This window comes from Pseudomaricurvus alcaniphilus, assembly GCF_011440395.1.
Taxonomy (GTDB): domain Bacteria; phylum Pseudomonadota; class Gammaproteobacteria; order Pseudomonadales; family Cellvibrionaceae; genus Pseudomaricurvus; species Pseudomaricurvus alcaniphilus.
Window position 1 is genome coordinate 1,430,701 of sequence record NZ_JAAOIX010000001.1, and the last position, 20,466, is coordinate 1,451,166.

Below are 20,466 nucleotides of genomic sequence, written 5' to 3' on the forward strand. Positions count from 1 at the left end.
CTGACGATCAGAACATGACTTCGAAATCCACGCCGTAAGTGCGCGGGCGCATAAAGGTGTTGGTGAGGGTCGGGCCGCCGAGGGTGAAGCCGAACTCCTTGCCATCCTCGTCCAGCAGATTGCGCCCCCAGATGGCAACGCGTCCGGTGAGATCCGCGCTGAAGCGAATGTCATCAAAGCTGACGACTGCTCCCAGGTTGGTGCTCGCCTTTAACTGCGCCTGCCGGTCCAGCTCCGGTATCGGTGTGCCGACACAGGTGTCGGTGGCGGGGATCTGGTCGGTACCGGCGGCACACGCCAGGCGCCAGACATCATCGCGCCAGCTGGCGTCGACACGAACGCTGGGTGATACGCCACCGATGGGGGCAAAATCGTACTGCACGCCGAGATACGCGGTATTGGCTGGCTGGAAGGTGCGCAGGTCGCCGCTCATATCGACGTCGGTGTAGCCGTAGTTGAAGTTGACCGTCATGCCCTCGAAGGGCAAATAGGTCACCTCCAGTTCCGCCCCTTGGGAATCCACCCCTTCACCCTGTCCCATAAAATAACCAATGCCAGTAAAACCCTCAATCTGTATATCGGTGCGCTCCATGTCGAAAATTGCCGCGTTGATGCGCAGGCGGCTGCCGAGCATGTCAGATTTCAGACCAATCTCGTGGCTTTTGATTTCCTCTTTCTCGAAGGCATTGCCCATTAGCGTGCCGCCGGAAACGAAGCCGGTGGCATACTTGTAGTACACGTTCATGGCATCACTGAGGTTGTAGGTGAGCGAGATGTCGTAGTCGGTATTGTCACCGTCGGTTTCGAACGAGGCATTACCGGGTTGAACAGCACCAATCAGACCCGCGGCGATGATAAATTCCTCGCGTTCATCTTCCGTGCGGCGTACCCCAGCGCTGATGTCCACATCACCGATGTGGTAGGTCAGGTGGGCATAGAGGGCCTTGGAAGTATTCTCAATCTCGACGTTCTGACCGACGAAGTAATCGAATCCGGTCACTGAGATCGGATTGATGCTGGTGGTGGACAAGGTCCGGAAAAGAAATATAGGGTTATTCACCGAGCCCTCCTCCTGAAAGTAGAAACCGCCCACAATCCATTCGAACTTCTCGTGCGAACCAATTAACTGCAACTCGTGGGACTTCTGGTCCTGCTCTTCGGCGCGCAGCGCAAACAACGGAGTCCACAAATCGCCGGCAGTACCGAAGGAGCCCAAGGCATCGTAGTGCTCGTGAGCGCCCCAAACCTGGTTGCCGCCAGACTCCAGCTCGTGACCGCGATCACCGTAAATGTACTTCACCGCCAGGGCTTCGCTCAGGTCGTACTCCAGCGTCAGGCTGTGGCCCCAGGTGTCTTGGCCAGCCGGTGTTTCCATCGGGTTGGCCAGTTCATCGCGATAGTCAAAGTCCAGCGGCAGCGAATGTACTTCGGTCAACAGCCCCGGTGTGGCGAAAGCGCACTGGCCGGTGGTGGTGGCGAAATCAACGCAGGGCCCGATGCTGCCGGGCTGACGAAAGTTTTTGGTGCCCTTCCAGTTCGCCTGCTCGTAGCGGTAATCCACGGTCAGCCCTTCGATCCCCTGGTAACGCAGGGCGAGGGAAAAGGCCTCAGTGTCGTCGTCGCCACCGCGCTCAGCTGTGTGGATGGTGCCGAACGGTTCGGGGAACTGGAAACTGTGGCGGCTGCTGATGTTGTCCACGTCGCCCTCGGCTTGCTTGTCGAGCAGAGTGAGTTTTGTGGACAGGCCGTGGAACTCCGACAGGTTCAGCACACCGCGCACGGTATGGGCATCAAAATTGCCAAAACCCATTTTCAGCTTGCCGCCGAGCTCGCCGGTGGGCGTGGCGCTGATCAGGTTGATGGCACCACCGGTTGAGTTGCGCCCGAACAGAGTACCCTGAGGACCTCTCATCACTTCCACACGCTCAAGGTCCGCCAGGTCGAAAGACGCGGCACCCGGGCGCCCGAGGTAGACGCCGTCCACGTACAAGCCGATACCGGAATCCACCTGCATATTCAGTGAGCCGTTGGAAACACCGCGGATCTGCATCTGCGGCGCAGTGGGCGCCCCACCCTGCTTTTGGATATAGAGGTTGGGCACGGTCTGGCCAACACCCAAAAAGCCATCGATCTGAAGAGCTTCAAGGCCATCCTTGGTGATGGCAGTTACCGCGGTGGGCACATCCTGCAGGCTCTCCGTTACCCTGCGGGCGGTAACCGTAATTTCCTCCAGCGTCCAGGCCTTACCTTGCTGCGATTGAGCCACTGCTGGTGTTGCCAGCAGCGCCTGGGAAGCTAGCGCCACTGCTGCAAGCAACGTGGTCTTGCCGGAGTTGGCTGTTGTCTTGGTAAATGCGTTTGTCATAGCGTGGTCTCTTATTATCGCTCTTGATTGGGATTGTTCGCCATCTAGGCTAATCCTTCAACTGGGGCACTACATCATTCAATCGGGTGAATCTCCATTTGAGGCCTGCTAACGATCGACTTCACACTTTCGAATGACGCGAACAAGTCAGTTTCACGTTAAAACACCAGCACAATTCAACGCCCTACAGCTCAACGCAATAAAGGTTTGAAAACTACAATGGATAGCGATAAAACGATGACTGCAATTACCTGCGTGCAAACCCTCGACGACCTTACAACCGAACGGCTGCTCGCTATTGCCAGGCAGCGAGCCGGCCTCGACGAATTCGGTAATGACAAATTCATGCGGCCTCTGACCGTGCTTTTACAAGCCATGCGAGAAGAAGCCCAGCTCACACAAGCTGGTCTGCGGGCCCAGTCGGAACGCTTGATCAATGCCCTGGTCAACCGCTTGCGACGGACGCGCTTTGTGCACGACAACCCCTCTGTCCTCGATGAAGATGTCAAGGTGGCTGCGGTCATCGTCGGCCTGCCGCGTACCGGCAGCACCATGTTGCAGCGCCTGCTGGCAGCAGCACCTTCCCTGACCGCGACTTGCTGGTGGGAAACCATCTACCCGATGCCGCTACCAGGAGAAGACCCCAACAGTCGTGAGGCGCGAATTACCCTCGCCGAGCAACTGGTAGCACAGATCTTGGCCAGCGCCGACAATTTCGCGTCGATTCACCCTATGGATGCCCGGGCCTACGACGAAGAATTAACGTTGATTGAACACTCCTTCATGAGCAACATGCCCGAATCCATGATGTATGTGCCCTCCTATGGTCAGTGGCTGCTGCAGGCTGACCAGACCTGGGCCTATCAGGAACTGATCCTCTACCTGAAAATATTGCAATTCCAGCACCCGCGGCGGCGTCAACAGCACTGGGTTTTAAAAAGCCCTCACCACCTGACTGCCGTAGATACACTGCTACAGGCCTTTCCGGCAGCGCAGGTGATCATGACACACCGTCCTATTACTGCGGTTATGCCGTCCTGGTACAGCATGGTTGGCGCCCTGTCAAAAGCCGATTCCGCCGCCGAGGGGCTGCAAGTCGCCCAGGCAAAGCACTGGACCTGGCGCCTGGACAAAACCCTGCAGGGATTTATAGCCGCGCGGGCCGGCAACGAGTCGCGTTTTACAGATATCGGCTATCGCCAACTGCTGTCCGACCCGCTGGCGGCCTGCAGCCGGATTCTCGAGAGTGCAGGTCTAGCCCTGAATGAAGGTGATCGCGCAGCACTTAGCCAGCACCTGCAGAATAACCAGCGTGACCAGCGCCCGAGCCATCAGTATGATCTGGCGGATTACGGTATGACCCAGAGTACTCTCGAAGAACAGTTCGGCTATTACACTCAGGCCTACCGCGCGTTTCTGATGTAGTTCAATTCTGAAACAGGACGAAAAAGCCGGCAGGGTTACGCCGGCTTTTTCGCTTTCCTGCGCTTTCGGCAGCGACAGGGGCTTAATTCAGCTCCAGAGCTTCCGGCTTGGGCGCTGCCATTTCTTGCTTGAAGCGCTGGCGGGTCCAGGGCCAAGTGGCCGGAATGCCTCGCGCATCCAGGTACCAGCTGTCGCAGCCGGTGGCAAAGATGGTGTGCTTGGCGGCCGCAATGCGATCCCGCTCGAATTGTTCGAAGGCCTCGGAGGTGACACACACTTCCCGGCAATCGCCGCCCTCGACCAGGCGAATAAGCTGTTCCACATAATTCCACTGGTGTTCAGCGATTTCGATCAGCGAAAAATTGCCCACCGGGCCACCAGGGCCATTGAGCATAAAAAAATTGGGAAAATCGGGGATCATGATTGCCATATAGGCTTGCGGGCTATCGCCCCAGACATCATCCAGGCTGACGCCGCCGCGCCCTTTCACCTGCGCCGGGCGCACAAACATATCAGCGCGAAATCCGGTCGCCAGCACGATCACATCGAATTCGTGCAACTGACCATCACAGGAGCGGATACCCTCGGGTTCGATTCGATCGACACCCTCGACCACCACCTCCACATTGGGGCGCTGTACGGCCTCGTAGAAATCCGGCGAGTAAATCAGGCGTTTACAGGCCGGTTTGTAATCTGGTCTCAGCTTCTCCCGGAGCTCAGGGTCCTTCACCGACTGTTCCAGGTTGTTCAACACCAGCTCGTCGATCTGCTTCATGGCGTCGGATTCCGGATCGGTAATCGCCGCAGAGAAGCGCTCGATATTGGCCTCCAGCTCTGGATCGTTCTGCATGCGCTTCAGTATTTCCGGGTCACTGTGAAAGGCCGCCTTTTCCTCATTGGTGAATGGACGGTTTTCTACCGGCATGATCCACTGTGGAGTGCGCTGGAAGTGGGTCAATTGGGCGGCAATTTTGGACAGGGCCGAAACGATTTGCACCCCGGTAGAGCCGGTACCGATGACAGCGATGCGGCGGCCGTCCGGGGGGACACTGTGGTCCCAACGAGCGCTATGGAAAATCGCACCGTTGAAACTGTCCATGCCCTCGATTTCGGGAATGCGGGGATGATGTAACACACCGGTCGCCGCAATGACTATATCTGCATAATCTTTATGACCGCATGCTGTTTGTATACACCATTTTCCCTCCACATATTCGCAGGTGGTGATTTCCTTTTTAAAATGCAGGTAGTCGTCGAGGCCGTACTTGACTCGCACCTTTTCAAAGTATTCCTGGATCTCCGCACCGGAAGGCATCAAACAGGTCCAGTCTGGATAGGGTTCAAAGGAGTAAGTGTAGGAGTGTGACGGGACATCACAAGTGAGCCCCGGATAGGTATTCTCGCGCCAGGTCCCCCCGATGCGGTCCGCCTTTTCATAGATCGCAAAGTTGGTCACGCCGCGTTGCAACAGCTTGATGCCGGCCAGCATTCCAGCCATTCCAGCCCCCACGATCACGTAGCGAAGTCGGTTTGATTGTGCATTCTGAGTCATAGTCACGTTCTCTTATCCAAATCTCAACGTAGAGTTGCGAAGCCCTTAAACCCCAAAGCCGCCATCCACCGGAATCAACTGCCCAGTGGTGTAAGCGGCGCGGTTTGACCCGAGGAAGACCGCCATATCCGCCACCTCCTGCGGCTGGCCGAATCGATTCAGGGGCAGCATGGCCCGTACCATTTCCTGCCACTTTTCATCGAACACGCCTTCCTCCTTCAGACGCAGGAAGATGCCAGTTTCGATCACACCGATGGCAATACTGTTGGCCCTAATGCCGAATTCCCCCTCTTCCTTGGCAACGCCCTTCATCAGCTCCTCAATAGCGGCCTTGGGTGCAACCGACAGGATGTCCAGTTCGGCAAAACGCTGCAGTGCCGCCGAACTGATGTGAACATAGCTGCCGCCGCCACCCGCGCGCAGGTGTGGCAGGGTTGCGTATACCAGATTGAACACACCCTCTGCATCGGAGCGCAGTACCGTTCGCCATTGTTTCGGGGTCACGTCGCATATCTTGATCTGGGGGATGTCAAAACCAGTGGCGATAAATACCGAATGCAGGCGGCCATGATTGTGCACGATGTGCTCTGCCAGAGCCTGAATTCTTTCCAGGTTATCAAGGGATAGCTGCGCTATCTCGGCAACGCCGCCCTTAGCGGAAATGTCGGTTGCGAGCGCTTCAGCACGGACACTATTGCTGTTATAGGTCAGCACCACTTTGACCCCGTTGGCCGCGAGCTCCTCGCATATCGACCGGCCGACACCACCGCTACCACCTACTACCAGGGCTGCTCCCTCAGGATATAGGGCTCTCTTATCATTCATAATCGTTCCTCACTTTACAATTGTCGGGGCACACCCCGGCCTGAATTAATGTATCCTCCTTTCCCCAGCCGTCGGCAGCGCGCTCCGGGCGGAAGACTGCGATGCAGGCTGCTCATACTCCTGCCTCCATGGCTTCCTCCGTTGCCGCCCCGTATCGATTAACGAGCTGCTTCCCCAAGGCCATCATATGCACTTGATCCGGGCCGTCTGCCAGACGTACCTGGCGTGCGTAATTGAAGGCCTCGGCCAGGAAATAATCGCCAGTCAGACCTGCTGCGCCGTGAATCTGCATCGCGCGATCGATTACCCGGACCGCCATGGAGGGCACACTGATCTTAATGGCCGCGATCAGATCCCTGGCCGCCTTGTTACCTTCACGATCCATTTTTTCCGCCGCTGCCAAAGTCAATCTGCGCGCCTGCTCGATATCGCAAAAAGATTGGGCGATATCCTCGCGCACAGATTGGTGCTGCGACAGTCGGCACCCGAACGTGCGGCGCCGCTCGGCCCTCTGACACATGAGCTCCAGGGCCCGCTGGGCACAGCCGATCAGTCGCATGCAGTGATGAATCCGACCTGGCCCGAGCCGTCCTTGAGCAATTTCGAACCCTCGGCCCTCGCCGAGTAACAGGCAGTCGGCCTGCACCCGGACGTTGTCAAATTGGATTTCGGGCTCACCATAGGGTGCTTCCCGGTATCCCAGTGTCGTCACCGAGCGCAACACCTTCACACCCGGGGTACACCTGGGCACCAAAATCATGGATTGTTGCAAATGACGGTTGGCGTTGCGCGGATCACTCTTGCCCATAACCACCAGCAATTCACAGTTGTCACGCATGGCACCGGTGGTAAACCATTTGCGCCCGTTGATCACATAGTCGTTGCCCTTGCGCTCAATGGAACACTCGATATTAGTGGCATCAGAGGAGGCCACTTGCGGCTCAGTCATGGCAAAAGCGGAGCGGATTTGGCCTTCAAGCAGCGGCTGCAGCCAACGCTGGCGCTGCGCCTCGCTACCGTAACGGGCCAGTACCTCCATATTGCCGGTATCCGGGGCAGCGCAATTGAAAATTTCCGACGCCCACAGCACCCGCCCCATGATCTCGGCCAGTGGTGCGTATTGGGCATTGCTCAGGCCCGCACCACCTGCCTCTGGCAGAAACAGGTTCCACAAGCCTTCACTGCGTGCCTGTGCCTGCAAGGATCGCATCAACGGCGGCGTCACCCAGGGATTGGCGGCCTGCTGAAAAAATGCCTGGTACTCCTGTTCCAGCGGGTAGACATGCAGGCGCATAAATGCGTCGAGTCTCTGGGCAAGTATTTGTGGGTCCGTTCTTGTCATTTGGCCACCATTGGGGTCTACCGCTTATTGGCTTGCAGCGATATCTTGCGCAAATGGTGGCGTGGCTACATCGTCTAATCGAATGAAGTGCGACTCAGGAGTTCGGTGCAGAATGGAAACTCGGCTCAATAAGCACTGCTTCAGGTATACCTGTATGAATAACAACAAAGTAAGCCAATCACCATTCGCTGGCGGCCAAAGCCTGTTGGCCCTGGCCTGCGTACTCGGACCGGCGCTTGTCGCCCTGATACCCATGGCCGCGGCTCCGGCCCTGCCCGCCATGGCGAGGGAATTTAGCCTTGGCAGCAACGGCCAGCTGTTCGCCCAACTGGTCATGACAGCCCCGGCTCTGATGCTGATTTTGTTCTCGCCTTTGACCGGGCTCGTCGCAGCAAAATACGGCAGCCGCAGCTGCATGATTGTTTGCCTGGCCATCTACTCCATTTCAGGAGCGGCTGTACTTTGGGTGCAAGACGCGTATACGTTAATTGCCCTACGGCTGCTGCTAGGAATTTCGGGTGGTGGCATACTCGCCACCAGCTTGACGCTAATCGGCAATCATTTCAGCGGCGAGCCCCGTGAGCGTTTGCTCGGCTACGCGACGGCGATGGCTTCCATTTTTGCCGCGGTAGCGTTGGTCTTTGGCGGCGCGCTGGTGGACTTCCTTGGATGGCGCGCGCCCTTCGGTCTGTATTTGCTGGGGCTACCGGTATTGCTCGCCGCCTGGCGATCCATCAAGCCAGGCCTGACCCGGGCAGACCACGACCCACAAACACATACAATCAACCACCAATCACTACGGCCAGCCTGGCCTTACTATGCATTGCTTATAGTACTGACTGTGGGCATGTTTACCCCCTCCATCCAGGGTCCATTTTTACTAGAGTCTCGGGACATCAATAACGCCACAACCCGGGGTATGATTATCGGCGCAACCTCCGTGGTAGCGATCTTCTCGGCGGGCTTCTACGGCAAGTTGCGTCATTCCATTAGTGCACCCAGAGTGCTGGTGATCAATACGCTATGTATGGGCGCAGGCTTATCGCTGCTGGCATGTTCAACGAACATTGCGGCGATGCTGGCAGGCTGTTCACTGGTAGGGATTGGCGCTGGTATGTCAGAGCCGTCCATTGCCTCCATCATCCTTGAGCGCACCCCGGCGTATGTACACGGATTGGCCATGGGGCTGATTGTCAGCGCTCTGAATTCCGGTCAGTTCCTCAACCCTTTGATCATGAATCAATTCCGCACCCTGCTAGGCCTGGATGCTTCAATACTTGCGCTGGGGGCGATCCTGGCTGCGCTTGCAGTGCTGATTTTTGTGAAATTCAAAAACCCAGGCTCGCGCCTATCGACTGCCTGTAACAACACATAGCTCAACCATGCAAAAGTCACCGAGCTAGAACCTAAATTGGAGGAAACTATGGAATACCCACGCGAAGAAGTTGAAGCTGCAAGCATTCGCCTGCGCGAAGCCTTTGTCGAAGCCGAAAGACGCAATACTTGGTCCTGGATTGCCGACGAACTGTATCACGAGGATGCGACCTACTACTGTCCCTACGGTGGAGCCATGCCCGTGTTTGCACGCAACCGCGACGAGATCAGGGCTACCCACTATGGCCGCGATATGGACGTTGGCTCAGGCTGGTCCGGATGGAGCTTCCCCATCACAGACATCTATGTATCCGGCAATAACATAGTCACTCGCTGGGTCAATCGTGGCCCGGGAAAACGGGCGGACGGTAGCTACTACGAAACGGAAGGTGTCAGCTTCATCACCTACGGCGGTGACGGCAAGTTTTCGTCACAATACGATCTGTTCGATATCGGTCACCAGATGAAACTCTGCGATGAACTTAAGGCAGCCGGACTTCTGGATCCGACACTGGAAGAACAGTGGGTCAAGCCATTGAAACGCCGCATCATCAATTCATTGAATGAAGGCATTTCGCCTGGCGATACTGATCTTTTCAAGCGCTAATTGGCAGATCTGCTGAATCTTCAACTGAGAAGCCTGTGTACCTTAACTCGCGGGCTTCTGTCTAATTCTGTGATCTACACAGGACTAAACGCGACAAAAAATGGCTCTCAAAAAAATAGCCTAGTCATCCATCTACATGCCGAAGATTTTGGTGAACGCTAATTTGGTACTAGCATGGGCCGTCAAAATTGATGTCAATACACTGATTTAGTATGCACAGCAAATCGCATTTGTCTGCAGCCTCATCGCTGGATTGAGGCCCTGGCTTACTGCTCCACAAAAGCTCACTGCGCCCATAAAATGACAGAAGTCAATTTATGGATGTGAAGTAGTAAAATAGCTATTCTTATTTGAGGGCATCCAGCACCGCCAGGTACCCAAAGGTCATGCCCGGCCCCAGGGTTGAGCCTGCGCCGGGATAGGCGGGCCCCATTACCGACGCAGAATTGTTGCCAATGGCATACAAACCGGGAATGGGCCGCTGGTTTTCATCCAGCACCCGGGCATGTTCGTCGGTGGCCAGTCCACCCTTGGTGCCGATGTCGCCGGGATAGACCGGTACTGCATAGAACGGCGCCTTCAACAAGGGCGCCAGATTGGGGTTGGGCTTGACGTTCTGGTCACCGTAATAACGATCGTAGGCGGCAGCGCCACGACCAAAATCTTTGTCTACACCCTCGCGTGCGAAGTCATTGAAGCGGGCAATGGTATCGGCTAATACTTCCGCTTCCATGCCCGTTTCCCGAGCGAGGCCGGCAATGGAGCCCGACTTCTTGACCATACCGAGCACTTCTCGGCTGTGCAACCAGTCGGGGATGACTGGCATCAACGGCCCCATGGGATATTTCTTGCGGAAGGTGGCATCGAAGACGATCCAGGAAGGAATAGTACGCTTGTCAGGCCTGTCCGCATCGATCATTGCCTTGCCAGCGACGTCGTAACTGCGCGCCTCGTTCATATAGCGTTCGCCCAGTTGGTTGACGATAATGCAACCCGGGAGCGCCCGCTCGTAGAACAGCGGGCGCCCGCGCGGCTCACTGGGCACTTTCACGGTGGGCGCCCACCAGGCGTGCTCCATCAAATCCGTCGCCGCCCCGATGGCGATACCGGCCTTTATCGCGTCCCCAGTATTGCTCACTTGCCCGCCGGACCACTCCGGGCGACCTTCACCGGGTAAATATTGATTACGCATCGCTTGATTGCGCTCAAAACCACCCGCGCCGAGCACGATACCTTTGCGTGCCCTGACACGAACCGGTCGGCCCTCGTGTTTGATAACGGCGCCCTCAACGCGCCCTTCAGCTGAGCGAATTAATTCTACCAGCGGAGAATGCAACCACATCTCGCCGCCGTAGCGATTCAGCGCCAGTTTCAGATAGGCAATAATCGCGTTGCCAAACACCAGAAAGCGACTGCGCCTGGAACGTAAACGCTGGGGCACATCGCTGAAGTAGCGCCACAACACCCTGGCCATGGTGGTTATCCAGCCGGGCCCGCGGGTGACCATGGGCGCCGCCTCCATTGTAGTCCAGGGTATACAGCCAAACAGCGCTGTGGAAGGGTGGCTCGGCAGCAGGTTGTCGAAATCCTCCCGGCTCAACCTCGAGGCGTGCGAGGTGTTGGTTTCATGGGTGCGATAGCCATGCTTGCCGCCAGGCAGTTCCGCATGGTAATCAGTATAGGGAATGGCGTTGAAACGCAATTCGGTTACCGACTCAATATATGCGGCCATTTTGCGAGCACTCTCGGTATAGGCGCGAATTTTTTTCTCCGCCACAGTGCCTGCCGTCAGAGCCTTGATGTACTCGAAAGCCTCTTCCGGGCTGTCGTTTTGGCCCTGGGCTTTGGCGGAATGACTGGCGGGAATCCAGATGCCGCCACCACAGGTTGCGGAAGAGCCACCGTATTGCACCCCTTTTTCAACAATCAGCGTTTGCGCGCCCTTTTCTGCCGCAGTCACGGCTGCCACCATGGCGCCGGCGCCGGTGCCGATCACCAACACATCCACTTCGTAATCCCAGGCGTTTGTCATACCGCTCATGCATTTATCCTATCTCGACAATCCCCAGCCGGGGCATCATTCAGTTTCTGTTGGCAATTCAATCACCCGACAGCCGGGCACCGGATGACAATCCGCTTTTACCCACCGCAGCAAAACAAAGCCCTGTGCGTGACCGACGGTGGGCAACCAGTTGCCAAATCCGGGATCACGCTGGGCAATCACCACAGTAACGCTGCCATCGTCGTTGAGGCGGGCACTGTGCTTGTTTATACAGACAGGGTGATAGCGGTAATCGAGGGATTCCATCCACCAATTGTTAACCTGGATATTCCAGTGTTCGCACTCGGGCACTGCAGTTTTTATGACCAGCGCCTGTTTGGGCTGTAACGCCCAGTAACCATGCACGTAGAATATCTGCGGATCGCCGCCAGCCTTGATGAACATATCCTGGCCCCAGTCGCGCAATTGATTGGGGCGACTCATAAACTTCTCGGCCCAATCGGCAAACAGCGCAGAGCTGCCGACCACGAAGTCGGCCGCTGCCATCAAGCGATTTTCCAACACCCCGGGGTCAACGGACGCGGGCATGGACGGCCCGGGGCTAATTCGTTCGATGGCAATGGTAGCGGGTGTTTCGTTACAACGTTGCAGAAAAGTCTGGCGCAAGTGCAACATGGAAGAATCTTCCGCAAGCGGCAACCACGCGACATCTTCCACCGGCGGGATCACGCTGGCAATGATCGTAAAATCACCACCGGCATCAGGGCGGAATTGCGCGCGCGTCAACTCGCCGGTAGAGGGCATGGTGCCATCAATGGCGTAGCGATTCGCCTTGGAGCCAATACTCAGGTAGGCCACTGTACCAATGTTGCCGGTCAAACGGTAACAGTGCTTGCCCGAAATGGTCGCTGATAGATACAGATTGTCCGGGTTATCCCCGCCAATTTTTGCCGTCTCATGGCTGGGTTGATAAAAAGTGGGGAACTCCGGATCACCGCTCTCCAGGTAAATCTCCAGCCCCAGCCGGATCAAGCGACTCAGGTAACGGGTACCCTCTGCCTGGTCAAAGGCGTTAGTCGGCGCCGCCGGCCGTTTGAGTGTAGCAGCCGCCTGGCTGAGGCGGTCGCAATAGCGCTGCCAGAGCTGTCCGTTTTCCAGAACATTCATGGTCGAACCATCACCTTGACGGCATCGGCCTGGCCTTGTACCTCGAACGCCGCAGCAACCTCATCCAGCGCAAAGTTGTGTGAAATAAGCATTTGCCGATTGACCTTGCCGCTCGCCATCATAGCCAGGGCCTGCACCAACTCCTCAGCGGCATAGCCCTCTGAGCCCATGATGGTAATCTGCTTGTGAATGACCGGCATGAAATCGATGGGAAAGCGGTCTTCGTAGGCGCCAAAGCAGACAACTCGTCCAACTCCCTGCCCCTTGAGCATGTAGAGCGCGTTCTGCAACGGCGTATTGCCCTGCATACTTTTGATGTAACCCGCACAGTCGATCACAACGTCTACCGCCGGTGGCTTACTTGGCGGCCAAGGAACAGGCGCCGACCCGCAGATGGCACGCACTTGCTCGATAACGTCGCCAGCACGCGCATTGACGGGGGTAGCCCCCAACTCGGCCGCCAGCGCCAAACGCCGCTCGGACACATCGATGGCGACAATGTGCCCCGGGTCAACGACAATGGCGCGCAACGCCTGGATAACTCCAAGACCAATAATTCCAACCCCGTAAACGACGATATTCTCGCCCGGGCGGGGTGCCGCCTTGCGCAGCATCTGCAGGCCGTCAGCCAAGGGCTCGGTTGTGGCCGCCTCTTCGAAAGTGACCCCCTCGGGAATTTTTACCAGCTGAAAAGGGTTGGCCGGTACTGGCACATATTGGGCAAAACCGCCCATGCCAACACCGACCACCCGTTCCCCCACGTTAAATCCCGTAACCTCACTGCCGACCTCAACAATTTCACCACTGAATTCGTGACCCGGAATTTCCTGGCCAGCGGCCGTGACCCGAGTGATTTCACTGCGATGCGCGTTGGTTCGGTACATGTGCATGTCCGAACCACAGATGCCGCAAGCGGCGACCTTGATCAGCACCTCGTGCGATTCAATTGCCGGGTAAGCAACGTCAGCTTCGCAACGTATGTTATAGGGGGCCTTGAATATCGCTGCCTTCATAGTGTTATATGCTCTGGTCTGGTTATAGAATTGCGGCTTGACGCTCCACAATCTAGTTGATTGGTAGCCCGCTGTATTCATTCGCTTACATGAATTTTGGACATCCCCGTCGAGGCCGTTTCAGCAAGCTTGCCAATGCCTTCTTGGAAACCGCGTAATTGGTCAGAAATGGGTGCAACGGTAGAGGTCGCAATGCCCAGGCCGAAACAAGAGAAAGCGCTGGTAATCAATAGACTTCTCATTGCATTTCACTCCCAATAAATTAGGAGAGCCTCGCCAAACTTCTCAGAACAAGACTCACTAGAACAGATTGTTTGGTGACGCCGGTTTTTGCGAAGATCGAACGCAATTGGGCCCGCACGGTGTTGCGGGTAATACCCAGAGAAGTGGCACATTCATCCACCGTTATGCCCGCGGACAGGTACTTGGCGAGCACCGCCTCGGCTCGGGTCAGCTGGTACAGCGATGTCAGCACATTGACGTTGATTTCGTATTGCTTCTCGGGGTCGCTGACGAAGACGACCAGGCGCGGCGTATCGCCCGGTGCCACACTATTGTCAATGGCCAATGGCTTGATCAGTATTTCCAGATTGGATTTGCTTGATGGCCTGGGTACTGCCATCACATAGACCGGCGCGGCACTCCGATTTCGCTGCGCCCATAGGGACTCGGTAATGTAGGCGTGCAATTTTTCCCGGGCACCGGTATTGGTCAGGTGTATCTGATTATTGACCACCGTAATCCCGTCTTTTTCAGCCAGAAGGCTTTCTGCGGCACTGTTACAACCCAACACCTCCGCTCGCTCGTTCAGAGAAATGGTACCAATGGACAGGCTCGTGATGGTGCTGCAAAAAAAGCGGCATTCATTATCCAACTTTATCAATTGCATGCCGTTGGCAACCGCTCTCTGAATGTGCCCACCAAGAAGATGCAAAAAATGCTTTTCTTCTGCGCTGAAGTTGGGTGCATCTTTTGGCCGACATAGCCGCACAGCGAAGCGTTTGCAGCCGAGATAGCATAAATCCATGCCCGCCATATGATAAATATTGATGGGCTCCATACAGATCTTGTACAGATCACTCTTCTCAAACGAGGTGCTGGGCATGATCTCATCCATCGTCACGACCTCTCCCCAAGGCAGGTCGGTCATCAGGCTGGAGGCATAATAGCGATCGGTATAGGGGATTTCGTGATCGTCCACATAGGTATTTTTCAGGCTATCACAGGAAACAAACAGCACTCCACCATCCTCACCCAAGGGTTCTCTCAAAGTTATCGAGGCGAAGTTCAAATCCATGAGACCTCTGAGCAATTCAAGAAACTTGCTGTAGGGGTCCTCCTGCAAATGGCCATCGTACAGATATGCCAGCAAAAGACTGAATTGTTTTAGGGTTAGGTCACGCAGCATACTGATCTCATAAGTATGTGTCGGCATGGTGGAAATCGGGTTACTCTCCAGATCACCACCGTTTGCCATTGCCCTCGTTAATGGGGAATATATTCACCGCCATTGACATCCACCGAGGCACCTGTCATGGCACTGGCGTAATCCGAAGCCAGCATCAATACCACCTTGGCACATTCCTTATCGGTGGGAATACGCCGCAGCGCGATCTTCGAGGCAACTTCCTGCTTGATGGCTTCCACACTGACACCGCGCTCTTCGGCGGCGTGCTGCATATAACCTTCGACGCTGGGCCCCCACATCCAGCCCAAGTAAACAGAGTTAACCCGAATTCCAGTGGGGCCCAACTCCATCGCCAAATTGGCGGAGGCCGCCGACAGGGCAGCCTTGGAGGCGGCATAACCACCATTACTATGCATGGTCTGGTGCACGGCCATAGTGTTGACCATGACAATGCAGCCACGCCCTCGCTGCAGCATTGACGGTACGACCGCCCGAGTCAGAGTCATCGTGCCAAAGTAGTTCACTTCCAGCGGTGCGCGCAGGTCACTGTCCGACACATCCATTAACGCACCAAACGTACCCGGGTTATAGGCGCTGTTGATCAATGCGTCGATACGACCGAAGCGGGCCAGACAGGCGTCAACCAAACGCCGACAATCCTCATCGCGGCAAATGTCGGTCGCCACCGTTAACACCCGACTCGCACCGACGCCGCCAGCAATCAGTTTCTCTGCCACCTGATCGAGTTTGGCCTGCGATCGGGCTGCCAATACCACGCTGGCGCCCTCCGCCACGGCCAGTGAGGCCAAGTGAATGCCCAGGCCAGGTCCAATCCCGGAGATAACGATAACCTTGTTGGCAAGCAGCATGTTCCACCTTCTTTTATTGTTGGCTGTCACTGTGTAATCGCTACACTAGCGCGCCGCGGCTTGCCGTGCCTCACCTGAACAAATGATGTGATCCCGGCAGTGCACTTGCTACCCTGAGTATCCATTGATGCCTGACCTACTCCAACCGGCATTCGCACAGAGCCAGCCCCCAAACTAGAGAGATAAAACAATGCAGTATTCGACTTCTCCGCCAGCAACATCAAAGGGATTCCTCGGCTGGCGCATGGTGGGCATGGGCTTCCTCTGCCAGAACCTCGCCATTGGCTGTACCTTCGGCACCTACGGGCTGCTAGTGGTGCCATTGACAGAGTCCTTCGATGTTTCGCGCAGCATGGCATCACTGGGCATCGCCTTGATTACTCTGATTATGGGGCTCGCCGCTCCCTTAATCGGCCAGTGGCTGGATAGCCACTCAATCCGCCGTATCGCTATGCTCGGCGCAGGCCTGATCGGCACCGGTTTTCTGGCTTCCGCACACGCCCCATCAATGCTGATATTTCTGATCGCCTACACCCTGCTAATCGGCGTTGGCGTTGCCATGATGGGGCCACTCGCTGCCGCCACCCTTGCCAACAACTGGTTCCAGAGCAAGCGCGGCCTGGCCATCGGCATCGTCAACATTCCCCTATTCGTGGCCATCATGCCTGTAGTGTTTACTCAAGCTATGACCGCCATCGGCTGGCGCCAATCCCTGCAACTGATCGGGGTGGGATTCTTCCTGGTATTGCCGCTGCTGATGCTGATCGTCAGCCGGCCGCGCGACGTGGGGCAGCAGCCACTGGGGGCACATGTACCTGCAGCCCCCGGCATCGAGAGCAACTCACCCAGTGAACAACAACACAGCACCTCATCATTGCTGAAACAGCCACTTTACTGGGGTATCGTGCTGTTCGCCGGTATGGTCACCGCCGGCTCCATCGTCATCATCACCCACATCGTTGCCTTTGCCACCGACTACGGCATCACACCCCGGCAGGCATCTATTTTGCTGGGGGTCAACGGTGTCTGTGCAATGATTGGCGCCCTGCTCCTGGGCTGGCTCTCCGACCGTACCAGCCCTCATCTAGCTGCCGGAAGCGCCGCTCTGCTGCAAGCCTTGCTCTGGTGCTTGTTGCTGTCACAACCGCCGTTCGAAACCCTGTTGCTGGCCATCGTCGGCATCGGCATTGCCGGCGGTGGCCTGACTCCGGCGTTCTTTGCTCTGCTGGCCCAGACATTTGGCGCCTCGTCATTCGGCACTGCCGTTGGCTTGGCGTCCATGCTACTCGTACCCCTGACCTTTGGCGCTCCGGTTTTCGCCGGCTTTCTGTTTGACACTACCGGCAACTACAACTTTACCCTGCAAATCCATATCGCTCTATTCAGCGCGGCAGCACTGTTTTTTCTGGTATTTATGCCGGGCCGGCGGAGGCAGCTCTCGCGGGGCCACATGAAGGCCGATCCACAATGACAACGTCCTAATAACAACATGTCACAAGAAAATCGTCACACTACACAACCAGGCAATATTATGACTCAATCCGGCATCATCATTACCGGCGGCGCCCAGGGCATTGGCCGCGCTTGTGCCGAAATCCTGGCCGAAGCCGGGCGCCCGGTCGCCATCTGGGATCTCAACGCCGAGCGTGCTACTCAGACAGCGGCGGAAATCGCCGCCAATTACCGAGTGACTACTTGCGTCGCAACTTTGGATATCGCAGATACCGCCCAGTATGCCCGGCATATCGACACCACCCGCAGCGCCCTCGGTAGCATCGGCGGTTTGGTACACGCTGCAGGCATTTCCCAAGAGGCACGCCTGCAGGACCTAACGGAAGTGGATTGGGATCGGGTGCAGAACATCAACTTGCGTTCGTATACCTTCCTGATCAAGGCACTGCTGCCGGACCTGCGTGCTGCGCCGGGTGCTGCGGTAGTAGGTATTGCCTCCATTAACGGCATCTTGGGCAATGGCCTTATCCCTGCTTACACCGTCTCCAAAGCGGGCATCATGGCCCTGACCCGCTGCCTGGCCGACAGCCTCGGTGTAGACGGCATCCGTATCAATGCCATCTGCCCGGGCTATATTCGCACCCAGATGTCTCAGCGCGCTTTTGACAGAACTGAGGGGCTGGAGCAACACCTGACCGCGCAGACAATGCTGAAGCGCATTGGTGAACCCTGGGAGATCGCCACCACGGCGCGCTTTCTACTTTCAAAAGACGCAAGTTATATCACCGGGCAATCGATCGTGGTGGATGCTGGAGCGACGATTTCGCAATTGTGAATATGGAGAAGTGGGGAACTAACCTGGAATATCCGAGTAACTGGTGGTAGTCGGATTAAGAAGCTACGCGCCTTAACCCGACCTTCCGCTCTACACACTCAAAGTGCAGCTCCCACCTTGAAACCGCCATGCATGGCGCCTTCAATGTAGCCAACCTGGCTACAATCACCCGCCATGTGTACTTCGTAACCCTGCTGCCGCAACCTCTCAGCCAAACTGGTGTTGGCGACGGTACCCGAGGTAACGATGACACAGTCGGCAGCGATGGTGCGTTCCTGGTCAAGAGCGTTGACGTAGGTGAGTAGGCCTTGGCGAATGCGGATGACCCTGGCATTGGGGAGACAGCGCACCCCCAACTTGCGGATATCAGCCAGGTTGCGCCAGCGCCGTACCAGAGGAGTTTCCTTGCCGAATACCGTGCCCTCATCCAGCAGCGTAACCTGGCGACCGCGCTCAGCGAGGAATTCCGCCAACTCGACAGCTACCAGCCCCCCGCCGATCATCACCACTCGCTTGCCAATGGGCATCCACAATTTGCTCAGGCTGCGCATCAGTGGAATATTGCGAGTTATCCTCGAGGCACTGCCAAGACCCAGCATCATGCGATTGAAACTGCTGAGTCTGCCCTTTACCTGCTCGGCATCATCGCCGGTGATCATGCTGCGCATGTCATCGCCGGAGAACACATGGGGCAGATCAATGCCCTCTACCTCGGGCATTTCCCGCGCAGCCCCCACTGCCACCACTACAGCATCCGGTGCCTGACGCGCGACGTAGTCGGGCGTCACCTCGACACCCAGGGCAACAGTGATGGGCAACTGGCGCACCTGGTGCTGCAGGTAGGCCACCAAGCGGCCGTTGGGCGGGTAGGAAACGCCGGAAAAATAGACCGTACCACCCAACCGGGAGGCCTTCTCCACCAGGGTGACCCGGTGGCCGCGCAGGGCCGCCACCCGGGCCGCCTCCATACCCGCCGGACCGCCACCAATCACCAGGATCTTGCGCGCGCGGTCGCTGCCGATGAGGTCGCGCTCGCTTTCGAACCCGGTCATGGCGTTGACAGCGCAACGAATGTGATTGTTGACGAAAATGTTGCTGATGCAGGTATAGCAGTAAATGCAGGGGCGGATATCTTGCGGCCGGTTTTCCAGAATCTTGTTGGGCAGATCCGGATCGGCCAGCAACTTGCGCCCCATGGTAATGAAATCCACCTGACCATCGCCGATCAGGCGGTCGCCCACCTCGGGCTCGATCCGCCCGGGGCAGATCACTGGTACCGCAACCTGAGCCTTGATGGCAGCAGCAAAGGGTACGAACCGGCCGGGAGTGTGGGTCGCGTGGCCATCTGAATAACAAGTACCCTTGGCATGATCGCCATCTGCGCTGCAATGCACGGCGTCGGCGCCAGCGGCAACTGCCAGCCGGGCTGTCACCTGGGCATCTTCATTAGTGATGCCGTCGTCGGTAAAATGCACGGAGTCGAGGCGGAACCAGACGGGGTATTCAGCGCCCACCCTGGCCTTGATTTCAGTGATGATCTCTACCAACAGGCGCGAACGATTTTCGATGCAACCGCCGTAACGATCCTGGCGACGGTTGACTGACGGGTTGAGGAAATTGGCGATCAGGTAGCCGTGGCCGGCATGGATTTCAACGCCATCAAAGCCGATACGCTTGGCCCGTTCGGCGGCTGCCACAAAAACATCGATCACCCAGCGAATATCATCATCATCCGCTTCCTTGTAGTGAAGGTTAAACGTTGGCTCCTGCATCGGCGCGGAAATTATCCCCAGCTCCTCCGCGGTCATAAATGGCGTCATTTCATCCGCAGAGTGCCCCTGAGGTGCCGACGGACAGAGAGTCGGGTGCCCGACCGCCGCCTCATTAAAGGCCATCAGCCCGCCGTGGTGGAGCTGTGCCGCCACCCGGCAATCGTGGGCATGCACCGCCTCGACCAGTTGTTGCAAACCGGGGATGTACTTGTCATCGGACAGGGCGATGTGGCGATAATTGGACGACCCGCGCGGCCAGGCGACACTCACCGAGCCCATAATCAGCATAGCAGCCCCACCGCGCGCGCGCGCCTCGTAGTAACTCACGGTCTGCTCACTGCAGAAGCCGCCTTCCGCCGCGGTGTTGGAGCCCATGGGTGTCATGATCATGCGGTTGCGCAGTGGTATCTGGCCGATGCGACCGGGCGCGGTTATGTGTTGCAGGGGTTTCGACATGG

At 56.9% G+C, this 20,466-nt stretch carries 15 protein-coding genes; 5 read left to right on the top strand and 10 right to left on the bottom strand.

Going from position 1 to position 20,466, the window contains the following annotated elements; all coding sequences use genetic code 11:
• Positions 1-7 precede the first annotated feature (7 nt).
• Complete coding sequence (locus G8764_RS05960; protein WP_166162789.1) at positions 8-2,365, bottom strand: TonB-dependent receptor; 2,358 nt, start codon at positions 2,363-2,365, stop codon at positions 8-10.
• Between the two features lie 219 nt (positions 2,366-2,584).
• On the opposite strand from G8764_RS05960, the gene G8764_RS05965 reads away from it, so the two are divergent.
• Positions 2,585-3,790 carry a sulfotransferase family protein gene (locus G8764_RS05965; RefSeq protein ID WP_207951681.1) on the top strand — a complete coding sequence of 402 codons (1,206 nt, stop codon included), beginning with the start codon at positions 2,585-2,587 and terminating at the stop codon, positions 3,788-3,790.
• Positions 3,791-3,872: 82 nt separating this feature from the next.
• Here G8764_RS05965 and G8764_RS05970 read toward each other — a convergent pair whose 3' ends face one another.
• The 3 genes from G8764_RS05970 to G8764_RS05980 all read right to left on the bottom strand — a co-directional run bounded on the left by G8764_RS05970 (position 3,873) and on the right by G8764_RS05980 (position 7,509).
• Complete coding sequence (locus tag G8764_RS05970; protein WP_166162790.1) at positions 3,873-5,342, bottom strand: flavin-containing monooxygenase; 1,470 nt, start codon at positions 5,340-5,342, stop codon at positions 3,873-3,875.
• A gap of 45 nt (positions 5,343-5,387) precedes the next feature.
• On the bottom strand, positions 5,388-6,167 hold the full coding sequence (locus tag G8764_RS05975; RefSeq protein WP_166162792.1) for an SDR family NAD(P)-dependent oxidoreductase: 780 nt from the start codon (positions 6,165-6,167) through the stop codon (positions 5,388-5,390).
• A 112-nt stretch (positions 6,168-6,279) separates the two neighbouring features.
• A complete protein-coding gene (locus tag G8764_RS05980) occupies positions 6,280-7,509 on the bottom strand; it encodes an acyl-CoA dehydrogenase family protein (RefSeq protein WP_166162794.1) in 1,230 nt (409 codons plus the stop codon).
• A 154-nt stretch (positions 7,510-7,663) separates the two neighbouring features.
• Between G8764_RS05980 and G8764_RS05985 the strand changes: the two genes are divergently transcribed.
• On the top strand, positions 7,664-8,884 hold the full coding sequence (locus G8764_RS05985) for an MFS transporter (protein WP_166162797.1): 1,221 nt from the start codon (positions 7,664-7,666) through the stop codon (positions 8,882-8,884).
• A gap of 48 nt (positions 8,885-8,932) precedes the next feature.
• Complete coding sequence (locus G8764_RS05990; RefSeq protein ID WP_166162800.1) at positions 8,933-9,490, top strand: nuclear transport factor 2 family protein; 558 nt, start codon at positions 8,933-8,935, stop codon at positions 9,488-9,490.
• Positions 9,491-9,836: 346 nt separating this feature from the next.
• Here the strand turns inward: G8764_RS05990 and G8764_RS05995 are convergent, their stop codons facing one another.
• From G8764_RS05995 to G8764_RS06015, 5 genes are all read right to left on the bottom strand, one after another.
• Positions 9,837-11,531: an FAD-binding protein gene (locus tag G8764_RS05995; protein ID WP_207951682.1), complete on the bottom strand. Its 1,695-nt coding sequence runs from the start codon at positions 11,529-11,531 to the stop codon at positions 9,837-9,839.
• 36 nt (positions 11,532-11,567) lie between these two features.
• Complete coding sequence (locus tag G8764_RS06000) at positions 11,568-12,659, bottom strand: DUF1214 domain-containing protein (protein WP_166162803.1); 1,092 nt, start codon at positions 12,657-12,659, stop codon at positions 11,568-11,570.
• Positions 12,656-13,672, bottom strand: a complete 1,017-nt coding sequence (locus G8764_RS06005) for a zinc-dependent alcohol dehydrogenase (RefSeq protein ID WP_166162806.1) — start codon at positions 13,670-13,672, stop codon at positions 12,656-12,658. Before G8764_RS06005 ends, G8764_RS06000 begins: the two co-directional genes overlap by 4 nt.
• 262 nt (positions 13,673-13,934) lie before the next feature.
• Positions 13,935-15,149, bottom strand: coding sequence for a helix-turn-helix transcriptional regulator (locus tag G8764_RS06010; RefSeq protein WP_243748554.1), 1,215 nt, complete (start codon positions 15,147-15,149; stop codon positions 13,935-13,937).
• An 8-nt stretch (positions 15,150-15,157) separates the two neighbouring features.
• On the bottom strand, positions 15,158-15,949 hold the full coding sequence (locus G8764_RS06015; protein WP_166162809.1) for an SDR family oxidoreductase: 792 nt from the start codon (positions 15,947-15,949) through the stop codon (positions 15,158-15,160).
• A 190-nt stretch (positions 15,950-16,139) separates the two neighbouring features.
• On the opposite strand from G8764_RS06015, the gene G8764_RS06020 reads away from it, so the two are divergent.
• Both G8764_RS06020 and G8764_RS06025 read left to right on the top strand, forming a co-directional pair.
• Positions 16,140-17,420 (top strand): MFS transporter, encoded by a 1,281-nt coding sequence (locus tag G8764_RS06020; protein WP_166162812.1) that lies wholly within the window; start codon positions 16,140-16,142, stop codon positions 17,418-17,420.
• A 60-nt stretch (positions 17,421-17,480) separates the two neighbouring features.
• Positions 17,481-18,236 carry an SDR family NAD(P)-dependent oxidoreductase gene (locus G8764_RS06025; RefSeq protein WP_166162815.1) on the top strand — a complete coding sequence of 252 codons (756 nt, stop codon included), beginning with the start codon at positions 17,481-17,483 and terminating at the stop codon, positions 18,234-18,236.
• A 98-nt stretch (positions 18,237-18,334) separates the two neighbouring features.
• Here G8764_RS06025 and G8764_RS06030 read toward each other — a convergent pair whose 3' ends face one another.
• On the bottom strand, positions 18,335-20,464 hold the full coding sequence (locus tag G8764_RS06030) for an oxidoreductase (RefSeq protein WP_166162818.1): 2,130 nt from the start codon (positions 20,462-20,464) through the stop codon (positions 18,335-18,337).
• Positions 20,465-20,466 lie beyond the last annotated feature (2 nt).

What these genes read in the sequence shown, in the direction of transcription:
- G8764_RS05995 (WP_207951682.1), bottom strand. Translation starts at nt 11,531, where the DNA reads ATGAGCGGTATGACAAACGCCTGGGATTACGAAGTGGATGTGTTGGTG.
- G8764_RS06020 (WP_166162812.1), top strand. Translation starts at nt 16,140, where the DNA reads ATGCAGTATTCGACTTCTCCGCCAGCAACATCAAAGGGATTCCTCGGC.
- G8764_RS05960 (WP_166162789.1), bottom strand. Translation starts at nt 2,365, where the DNA reads ATGACAAACGCATTTACCAAGACAACAGCCAACTCCGGCAAGACCACG.
- G8764_RS06000 (WP_166162803.1), bottom strand. Translation starts at nt 12,659, where the DNA reads ATGAATGTTCTGGAAAACGGACAGCTCTGGCAGCGCTATTGCGACCGC.
- G8764_RS06030 (WP_166162818.1), bottom strand. Translation starts at nt 20,464, where the DNA reads ATGTCGAAACCCCTGCAACACATAACCGCGCCCGGTCGCATCGGCCAG.
- G8764_RS06005 (WP_166162806.1), bottom strand. Translation starts at nt 13,672, where the DNA reads ATGAAGGCAGCGATATTCAAGGCCCCCTATAACATACGTTGCGAAGCT.
- G8764_RS05985 (WP_166162797.1), top strand. Translation starts at nt 7,664, where the DNA reads ATGAATAACAACAAAGTAAGCCAATCACCATTCGCTGGCGGCCAAAGC.
- G8764_RS06010 (WP_243748554.1), bottom strand. Translation starts at nt 15,149, where the DNA reads ATGGCAAACGGTGGTGATCTGGAGAGTAACCCGATTTCCACCATGCCG.
- G8764_RS05975 (WP_166162792.1), bottom strand. Translation starts at nt 6,167, where the DNA reads ATGAATGATAAGAGAGCCCTATATCCTGAGGGAGCAGCCCTGGTAGTA.
- G8764_RS05970 (WP_166162790.1), bottom strand. Translation starts at nt 5,342, where the DNA reads ATGACTCAGAATGCACAATCAAACCGACTTCGCTACGTGATCGTGGGG.
- G8764_RS05965 (WP_207951681.1), top strand. Translation starts at nt 2,585, where the DNA reads ATGGATAGCGATAAAACGATGACTGCAATTACCTGCGTGCAAACCCTC.
- G8764_RS06015 (WP_166162809.1), bottom strand. Translation starts at nt 15,949, where the DNA reads ATGCTGCTTGCCAACAAGGTTATCGTTATCTCCGGGATTGGACCTGGC.
- G8764_RS05990 (WP_166162800.1), top strand. Translation starts at nt 8,933, where the DNA reads ATGGAATACCCACGCGAAGAAGTTGAAGCTGCAAGCATTCGCCTGCGC.
- G8764_RS05980 (WP_166162794.1), bottom strand. Translation starts at nt 7,509, where the DNA reads ATGACAAGAACGGACCCACAAATACTTGCCCAGAGACTCGACGCATTT.
- G8764_RS06025 (WP_166162815.1), top strand. Translation starts at nt 17,481, where the DNA reads ATGACTCAATCCGGCATCATCATTACCGGCGGCGCCCAGGGCATTGGC.